The sequence below is a fragment of the Bradyrhizobium sp. HKCCYLRH3061 genome (assembly GCF_051168015.1).
Lineage (GTDB): Bacteria > Pseudomonadota > Alphaproteobacteria > Rhizobiales > Xanthobacteraceae > Bradyrhizobium.
Genome location: NZ_JBNPUE010000029.1, coordinates 43,656 through 52,527 on the forward strand (window position 1 = coordinate 43,656; position 8,872 = coordinate 52,527).

An 8,872-nucleotide genomic window follows, 5' to 3' on the forward strand; every position below is an offset into this window, starting at 1 on the left:
CGGAGCTCGGCAATTTGATTGCGAATTTCGCTCTTGCTGCGATCTAAATGCCACGCCGACGCGGCTCTTCACGCAGCAATCACCGAAATGCGAACCGACGAGACGTTCGATCGCCGCAAGCGTGAAAACGACACGCGACGCAACCCGGAAAGGCAGTGACCGCGTTTGGCATGTCGCCATTGCAGCCACAGGTCAACGAATCGACAACCCCGCGCCGAGTGTGAGCACCGATCGGTGATCAGTAAACAAACAAATGGCAGCCATGCACCGGTCGTCCCGCGCGGCAAGATGATTGCCTCGCACCGAGGCGCCAATTAGCCTGATCGGTAAGCAACAACGAATTCCGCTTGGGAGAAAACACATGGCGCGGCTCAAATTCGGCGCGTTCCTCGCTCCGCATCATCCGATCGGCGAGCATCCGATGCTGCAATTCCGCCGCGACCTCGATCTGGTCTCGCAGCTCGACGAGCTCGGCTATGACGAGTTCTGGTGCGGCGAGCATCATTCCAGCGGATGGGAGACGATCGCCTCGCCCGAGATGTTTCTCGCTGCTGCCGGCGAGCGCACCAAGCGCATCAGGCTCGGCACCGGCGTCATCTCGCTGCCCTATCATCATCCCTACAACGTCGCCCAGCGCATGGTGCAGCTCGACCACATGACCGGCGGCCGCGCCATCTTCGGCTCGGGGCCGGGCGCGCTCGCCTCCGATGCCCACACGCTCGGCATCGATCCGATGACGCAGCGCGACCGTCAGGACGAGGCGATCGCGATCATCCGCCGCCTGTTCAACGGCGAGCGCGTCACCGCCAAGAGCGACTGGTTCACGATGAACGACGCGGCCTTGCAGATCCTGCCCTTGCAGGAGGAGATGCCGTTCGTCGTGGCGTCGCAGATCTCGCCGTCCGGCATGACGCTCGCGGGCAAATACGGCATCGGCATCATCTCGCTCGGCTCGATGTCGACGCAGGGCCTGATGGCGCTGCCGCAGCAATGGGAGTTCGCCGAGGACGCGGCGAAGAAGCACGGCACCACCGTGAGCCGCGCCAACTGGCGCGTGCTGCTGTCGTGGCACATCGCCGAGACGCGCGAGCAGGCGCGCCGCGAGGCCGGTCCCGGGCTGATGCGCTGGCACAACGAATATACGGTCGGCACCCTGATGCGGCCGGGTTTGAAACCATTCGCCTCGCCGGACGAGGCTGTCGACAAGACCGCCTTCGTCGAGGGCGCGGCGTCGACGATCGGCACGCCCGACGATCTCGTCAAGACGATCAAGAACCTGATGCAGGTGTCGGGCGGTATCGGCCACATCATCGGCTTCGTGCACGACTGGGCCAATCCGGAGAACACGCGCCGCAGCTGGGACATGGTCGCGCGCTATGTCGTGCCGGAGATCAACGGCTACATCGACGGCCTGCGCCGCTCGCAGAAATTCGTCATCGAGAACCGCGACATCTTCGAGCGCGCGGGACAGGCCGTGATGGCCAAGATCATGGACAACGACAAGGCCGCCGCGGCGCTGTCGCAGACCGGACCCGGCCGCATCGCGATTCCCGCGGTGAATGCGCCGGATCTGCAGGAAGCGGCGAAGCGGAGGGGATGAGAGTGTGGGCGGATTAGCGCAGCGTAATCCGCCACATCCGGCGTAGTCGGATCCATGAAGCCGCTGAGACGCACAAATCGAGAAGGCCCGTAATTGTCGGCGGATTACGCTGCGCTAATCCGCCCTACGCACGGCTACCTCACCGCCGCGACCAGCCTCTCGCACTCAGCGAGCGTCGCGATCTGCTTCAGCGTCTCGCGCAGCGCCGGCAGGTCGACCGGCTTCTGGAATTGCGGATAGACCACGAGCCCGAGCACGGTCGCAAGGCGAACGTGCTCCTCGCGCGTGGCGTCCTCGGCGCCGCTGATGAAGATCACCGGCGTGCGCGATTTCAGCTCGTTGAGCAGCAGCAGGATGTCGGCGCCGCAGCGATCGCCGAGCGACAGATCCAAGGTGATGCAGTCGAAGGTCCGCTGGCGCAGCACCTCGGCCGCCGCCTGGACCGACGTCACGCAGGTCGCCTCGTAGCCGCACTGCGCGGCGATCTTGCGCAGAATCGAGAGATGCACCTCGGCATCCTCGATCACCAGCAACTGATTGCTCATGCCCTTGCCCTCGTCGCACGTTGACCCGACGTCAGGTCGAGCCGTTGCTAGATCAGGCCGATGGCCGGGTGGTAAACATTCGGCTCCGTGGATTTACGGGTGAAGGGGACGCGGGGGCCGCCTGGGGCGAGGCAGACCTGATGACGTGCGGGCCAGCCGGAGCAGGCTCGCAGCGATCGTATGGTCATGGATGCCATCTCGTCGAGCGCCGCCTCAACCAGGCGACGTATCCCGCCAGCAACACCATGAACTTTTTGATCCAGCCAATCGCGATGCAATTGCCGCGTTCGATGCAACCGGCGATGGTGCCGCAACCATGTCGAATCGACGTCGCGCGCTGGGGCAAAGCATGACGAAATCTGGAGTGGCCGGGATTGCGGCCGCGTTGGCGAGCATCGTCCTCGCGGGATCAGCGCTGGCGGCCGACCTGCCGGTGAAGGCATCGCCGGTTGTGGCCGCGCCGTCGTGGACCGGCGTCTATGCCGGCGTGTCGGTCGGCGCCCGCTGGGCCGACAATGATTGGCGGACCAGCGACATCTCGCCGAACTTCGGGGCCGGCGTGTTCGTGCCGACGGCCGGCACCGGCGGCGCCATGGACAGCGTGGCGGCCAGGATCGGGGGCTACCTCGGCATCAACTGGCAGTTCGCCCCGTCATGGGTCGCAGGACTCGAGGGCGACCTTGGATGGGCCGACAACAAGACGACCGCGAATCCCCTGCCGGGAACCACCGGGCTGTTCTTCGGCGCGCCGCTGGTCGGCCTTCCAGCAGGCTCCGTGAAGGAGACGTGGGACGGCAGCGTGCGCGCCCGGCTCGGCTATCTGGTTACACCGGACACGCTGGTCTATGGCAGCGGCGGCGTGGCGTGGCAGCGCCTCGAGCTGAACGCCAACTGTACCGTTGTTCCAGGCAATGCTTTCTGCTTCGGCAATCCGCACAACGAGACCCAGGCATCGACCAGGGTCGGCTGGACCGTCGGCGGCGGCGTCGAGCACTTGATCGGCGGCCACTGGATCGTGCGCGCCGACTATCGCTACGCGGATTTCGGCACCTGGACCCAGACCTTCTTCGTTCCCGGCGGCGTCGGCCCCGGATTCGACGACCGCTTCACCGCGCACGTCACGACGCGCACCCACACCGCGACAGTGGGACTCGCCTACAAGTTCTGAGGCGCGGTCGGGCCTGAAGAATGCAAGGTGGGCAAAGCAGCCGCCGCAGGCGGCAGCGTGCCCATTATTGATCTAAGAGCTCCTCAGAAGATGGTGGGCACGGCGCCACCGCAAGCGAGCCCATGGAGCGATCAACGGATCGCCTTTGCCCACCCTACGGCCGCGTGATCCGCGGCGACATCAACCTATGACTTGCCAGCTTTTGGTCGGAGTCTGATCTCCGGAGATGGAGGCGCCAGCAACCGCATGGCGGACACCGGCGCAGCGAGCGTCACGAAAATTTTCTTAACCCGGACCTGCTACCTCTCGCGCGTAGGATGCGTCAGGCAGCCCGCCGCCTCGACCGGCGGGCTCTTCCGCGGGAAAGCTCGCCAATGTCACTCTCTTCAGCCAGGAACTACGCGCTGCGCGCCGAACGGTCGCAGGATCCCAAGGAGGCCGCCGACCTCCTGGCAAAGGCGATCCTGGAGCTGGCCGCCTCGATCGAGGCAACCGACGCCAAGGTGAAGAAGATCAACAAATCGGGCGGCTGACGGTCTCGGCGTCCGCGCCGGAACAGGTGGCGACTTCTGGCCGCGCGGCTTTCTCGCCGCGAAAAGGTGCGCTCATCCGGCTTCGATCGATTGAGGGCATCGCGGACCGGCGCAGGCGACACGTACCCGAATTCGGCGACGCCGTACCTTGATCGGCAGTCGTCCCTGGCGCGACAGGGGACAGGGCTATCGCTCCGCACCTCCGATTTTCGCAATAGCGTCGTCTTGCGACGAGAGCCCCCTCTTGAAGTCCTCCACGCTCCAGTCGCGAGTATCCCCACGAACTCGACCATAAGCCCCGCGTTCAACATCGACGATCGGACTCTCACCCGCCACAACGGTCACCCACATGCGGACGTCGCCGACCTGGAGCCAATAAACCCTGTCGTCCATCTGCTCAATGTGCAGCCAATCGTCGACAACGAGCTCATCGAATGTCCCCTGGTTCTGAAGCTCGACGCTTCGACCACCGTCGCGAACGGCACGAAAGCGCCACCGTCGGCCCGTCTCGTTCGATCGTCCGGCTTGGATCGCATATCGTCGCTTCAGCGCTCCAGACAGCCTTCGGATCAATGCCAACATCCTGAAGTCTCCAATCAGCGGAGGCGTCGCTCAATCAGCTCTCGACCGATCCGGCGACATTCGACCCCTCACATCATATCAGGTTCCGTCCCCGGACAGACTTCGGTCCTTGGCAACCTGGAGCAATGCCTTTGCCTGCGCTTCGGCGCGCTGGATCTCTTCGGACTGAAACAGAAACGCGCCGAGAGCCCCGGTTGTGATGTTCATGAAGGAAATGATGATCGTGACGTAGGTCATCAGCTGCGGGAATGTCATTCCCTGATTGTATCCCGGCTGATTGGAGACGTAGAAATAGAACAGCACCGCCGCAGCAAGACACCAGAATACGGCGAACGGCGCGTAGATCAGCATCTTCAGCAGCCCCTGATCTGCGATGGTGCCGGAGGCGGGGTTGCCTCGGAACAGGAACAACACGGCAGAACCGATATAGCCGGCGAAGACGGGAAAGACGACCTGAACGACCTGCAACGCCTCCTGGGGGCCGAAGGGCGTGAAGAGCGGCGAGACGATCAGGAAGGCAGAAAAAAGAACGGTGGTCACGAGGCTCAGAAAAATCAACTTACGTCGCGCCTGCTCCGCGGTCATCGGCCCCTCCATGATTCATCTCTCTCAGGTCCCGCGCTGGGTCTTGCACTTGAACGACGGCGCTAGCAGTTGCACGACCTTGCGACGCATTGCGGTCGCTTCATTGTCCTGCAGAAGCTTGTAGCCGTCCTGATTCGGGCTGTGTGTCGACGATGTCGCCGCCGTGAGTGATACCGTCGCCGTAATGCCACTCTGCTCGTCGCTGAAAATGTCGACCCTCGTCGTGGAGATTTCCCATGTCGTCTTGTCGGTGAAGAAAGCCGACAAGCCGTAGCGGGTCGCCATGAGAACCGTGCGATTGGCACCCTTTTTGGAAATCTCGACGGCGTATGACGGGTCTGCGGTGCTTGTATTGACCTTTCGGAGGTCATTGGCGACCGCTTCAGCGAGCGTATCGACATCCACCTTGCTCAAGGCCGAGACAGGCTCACACGACACCTCATCACCGCCGATGCCGTCGAGGCCACTGACGGCATTCAAGTAGAGCGACACGCGGAGGTAGGATGCTTTTCCATCGGAAGTGAGCACCGTGTAGCAATTCTCCGGGCTCCCGGCGACCCCTGCGACACTCACCACGCTGCAGTGCGCGATCGAGCGAATATGGTCCTTCGGAGATACAAGCTCGATGGCGATGCTGCAAAGATCGGCGCAGCCACGCAGATCCGCCGTCTTCGAAAATGCGACGTAGTTCTCCCAGAATTCGACGACCTTTGCACCGTCGGCTACGCGCCTGCTGTCGGCAAAATCGCCGAACAGATCGTGCCCCTTGAAATCGAACTCCTTGTGCAGAAGCGTCTCGAAGCGGTCAGGGGCCGTCGAAACCGCGATATCCTTCAGGTCCGACGCCTTTGCGTCATACATTGAGCCGACGACCCAATCCTGGGCGATCTTGTCGAAGCGCTCCTGCTGCGGCTTCGGCGCCTCGTTGTTGTACTCGAGGGAATGGTTGAGCGCGTCGTATGTCGGCGACACCGTTCCGTCATAGGCCGCGAACGGGATGAAACCCGGATAGGGTGCCGACACCAGGACAGGCTGGACCGTGTTGTCTCTGTCCGTCGACGACCTGAAGGCATTGACGATCGTCAGACGATTCATCGGAGGGTAATCGTATTTTCGCAGGACCCGAACAGCCTTCGGCACGGCCCGCGCAGCCGAGCTCTTGACTTTGGTCTGCTCTGACAGGCTGAGATAGCGGCGCGTACAAAGCAGCCGATAGCCGAAGAAGTCGCACGGGCGTGCGTCTTGCTTGCTCAACAGCATGTCCACTGCAGCACTTGCGGCGTTGGAATATTCGGCCTCCGCAAACACCTCGCGAATGCGGGCGGCTGAGCCTTCGCCGGCCTCCGATTCCCGTTGCCCGGCGATCCAGATCGCCAGGAGAACGCATCCGAGCCGAAGTACACGCTGCATGCCCCGCCTCCGATCGGTTTGGACTCACTGCATCGCAAACGAGAAGGCCCGCCAACGGCGACACCACCAAGCTGAACGGAAACTGGCATGAAAACGGCCAGGAGTCGGCGCCGGCAGACATCCCCAAGGCGATCACAATAACACAGCAACCTGGAATTCGCCGCAAAAGCCGGTAAAGTCGGCTAGCGACCCGACGAGCAAATCACTTCGAAAACGCGCAGTCTCCTCCGCGCGGGACACCGACCACCATCGACGGCCGGGCAACCGTGCGCGCTTAAAAGGCAATTTTGCTCGCCCGCTCAACCACATCACCCGTGTCCAGTCCTTCTCGCAAAAATATTGTCGTTTCCTTTTATCCGAATTCGTGATTGTATCTCCGCGTCCCGTCTCGATCAGAGGGGCGCTTCGCGGTCGTCACGAACGTTGAGGCGGGATGCGGTGGGCGCGTCGATGTTGCAGCGTGGGGGTGATCCCGCGCCGACGAACAGCAGAGATGCGCACGGTCAAGTCGCGTGGTCCTGACACCCCGACGCTGGTGTCACGCTCGTGTTGGCGCTCACGCGCCGCGCGGGCAACGGTGGCCAGAAAGCCCGGTGCACCGGGGAGATCGCGAAGCAGCCGTCAAAACCATCGCGCGGGGAATGCCGGGATGCCTCGGCTGAACCTGTGGTACCTGCCGCCTGCATTTTTTTCTGCAGGCGGGCCATGGGTGCGGCCTGCGCCCGGCATTCCCCGTGCCCTCTTTCCAAGGAGGGCAGCAGTCCAGCAGGACTCGGACGCATGAAGCGCGTCGCGAGATCGCGAACGCGTGCGATGCAGCACAACTACACCGAGACGAAATAACGCAGCGTATTGCATGATGGCTGCAACCGCCCTTCAATGATGTGCCGGCGCATCGCCGCGCCCCGCCGATCCGAAAACGGAGCCTCCTTGATGTCGATGCAAAGTGTGGCCACGCCATCGTTCCGCCTGACCTCGCCGCGGCGCAACTCGCTGACCCATATTCCGGGCGACGAAGGCTGGCCGATCATCGGCAAGACGTTCGAGACCCTCGCCGACCCCAAGGGTCACGTCGAGCGTAACGCCAGGAAGTATGGCCCCGTCTACCGCACCCACATGTTCGGCGACGTCAACGTCGTGCTGCTCGGCCCCGAAGCCAACGAGCTGGTGCTGTTCGACCAGGCCAAGCTGTTCTCCTCGGCGCATGGCTGGGGCCACATCCTCAATTTGCTGTTTCCGCGCGGCCTGATGCTGCTCGATTTCGACGAGCACCGCATGCATCGCAAGGCGCTGTCGGTCGCCTTCAAGGCCGGGCCGATGAAGTCCTATCTCGCCGGCCTCGACCGCGGCATCGCCGCGCGCATCGCGCAGTGGAAGGCAAATCCGGGCGAGATGCTGTTCTATCCCGCGATCAAGCAGCTCACGCTCGACCTCGCCGCGACGTCGTTCCTCGGCACCGAGATCGGGCCGGAGGTCGACGCGATCAACCGCGCCTTCGTCGACATGGTCGCGGCCTCGGTGGCGCCGATCCGCAGGCCGCTGCCGGGCACGCAGATGGCGCGCGGGGTCAAGGGCCGCCAGCGCATCGTCGCCTATTTCTCCGAGCAGATCCCGTTGCGCCGCGCGAAAGGCGATGGCGACGACCTGTTCTCGCATCTGTGCCGTGCCACCGACGACCACGGCGCCCTGCTGTCGACGCAGGATATCGTCGACCACATGAGCTTCCTGATGATGGCGGCGCACGACACCCTGACCTCGTCGCTGACCTCCTTCGTCGCCCAGCTCGCCGCACATCCGCAGTGGCAGCAGAAGCTGCGCGACGAGGTGACGAGCCTCGGCCTCGCCAAGGACGAACCGATGAGCTCGGAGCATCTGGAGAAGATGAAGCTGACCGAGATGGCGTTCCAGGAGACGTTGCGGCTGATGCCGCCGGTGCCGTCGCTGCCGCGCCGGCCGATCCGGGATTTCACCTTCAAGGGCTACGCGATTCCCGCCGGCACCGGCGTCGGCATCAACCCGATGTACACCCATCACATGCCGGAGATCTGGCCGGAGCCGGAGCGGTTCGACCCGATGCGCTTCACCGACGAGGCCCAGCGCGGCCGCCACCGCTTCGCCTGGGTGCCGTTCGGCGGCGGCGCGCACATGTGCCTCGGCCTGCACTTCGCCTACATGCAGGTGAAGTGCTTCGCGCGGCACTTCCTCGCCAACCTCGAGGTCTCGTTCGCCCCCGGCTATCAGCCGAACTGGCAGGTCTGGCCGATCCCGAAACCGCGCGACGGTCTGAAGGTGATGTTGAAGGCGGTGTGATCGGTCCGCATAGATGCAGCAAACGCGCCAAGGATCTCGGTTTGTCGCGGACTCGTTCCTCCTCGTCATGGCCGGGCTTGTCCCACGGCTGTCCGGTTCAGACAGACTGGACATGGTGCATGGCGTGGATTCTTCTGCG

General features: G+C 63.5%; 8 protein-coding genes. 4 read left to right on the forward strand and 4 right to left on the reverse strand.

The window, feature by feature from the left end; genetic code table 11:
• Window positions 1-361 precede the first annotated feature (361 nt).
• Entirely contained in the window at window positions 362-1,600 is a 1,239-nt protein-coding gene (locus ACQR2C_RS31300; RefSeq protein WP_434882847.1) for an LLM class flavin-dependent oxidoreductase, read from the forward strand.
• Between the two features lie 134 nt (window positions 1,601-1,734).
• Here ACQR2C_RS31300 and ACQR2C_RS31305 read toward each other — a convergent pair whose 3' ends face one another.
• A complete protein-coding gene (locus tag ACQR2C_RS31305; protein WP_434882848.1) occupies window positions 1,735-2,145 on the reverse strand; it encodes a response regulator in 411 nt (136 codons plus the stop codon).
• Between the two features lie 349 nt (window positions 2,146-2,494).
• Here ACQR2C_RS31305 and ACQR2C_RS31310 point away from each other — a divergent pair, with 349 nt between their 5' ends.
• Window positions 2,495-3,313, forward strand: a complete 819-nt coding sequence (locus ACQR2C_RS31310; protein ID WP_434882849.1) for an outer membrane protein — start codon at window positions 2,495-2,497, stop codon at window positions 3,311-3,313.
• 374 nt (window positions 3,314-3,687) lie between these two features.
• The gene (locus ACQR2C_RS31315) at window positions 3,688-3,846 is read left to right on the forward strand and encodes a hypothetical protein (RefSeq protein WP_315803846.1); all 159 of its coding nucleotides are present in this window, start codon (window positions 3,688-3,690) and stop codon (window positions 3,844-3,846) included.
• 186 nt (window positions 3,847-4,032) lie between these two features.
• On the opposite strand, the gene ACQR2C_RS31320 is transcribed toward ACQR2C_RS31315, so the two are convergent.
• From ACQR2C_RS31320 to ACQR2C_RS31330, 3 genes are all read right to left on the reverse strand, one after another.
• Window positions 4,033-4,428: a hypothetical protein gene (locus tag ACQR2C_RS31320; protein WP_434847466.1), complete on the reverse strand. Its 396-nt coding sequence runs from the start codon at window positions 4,426-4,428 to the stop codon at window positions 4,033-4,035.
• A 78-nt stretch (window positions 4,429-4,506) separates the two neighbouring features.
• Window positions 4,507-5,013 carry a hypothetical protein gene (locus ACQR2C_RS31325; protein ID WP_434874614.1) on the reverse strand — a complete coding sequence of 169 codons (507 nt, stop codon included), beginning with the start codon at window positions 5,011-5,013 and terminating at the stop codon, window positions 4,507-4,509.
• A gap of 24 nt (window positions 5,014-5,037) precedes the next feature.
• The gene (locus ACQR2C_RS31330) at window positions 5,038-6,423 is read right to left on the reverse strand and encodes a hypothetical protein (protein ID WP_434847464.1); all 1,386 of its coding nucleotides are present in this window, start codon (window positions 6,421-6,423) and stop codon (window positions 5,038-5,040) included.
• 933 nt (window positions 6,424-7,356) lie between these two features.
• On the opposite strand from ACQR2C_RS31330, the gene ACQR2C_RS31335 reads away from it, so the two are divergent.
• Window positions 7,357-8,733: a cytochrome P450 gene (locus tag ACQR2C_RS31335; RefSeq protein WP_434882850.1), complete on the forward strand. Its 1,377-nt coding sequence runs from the start codon at window positions 7,357-7,359 to the stop codon at window positions 8,731-8,733.
• Window positions 8,734-8,872: the final 139 nt, after the last annotated feature.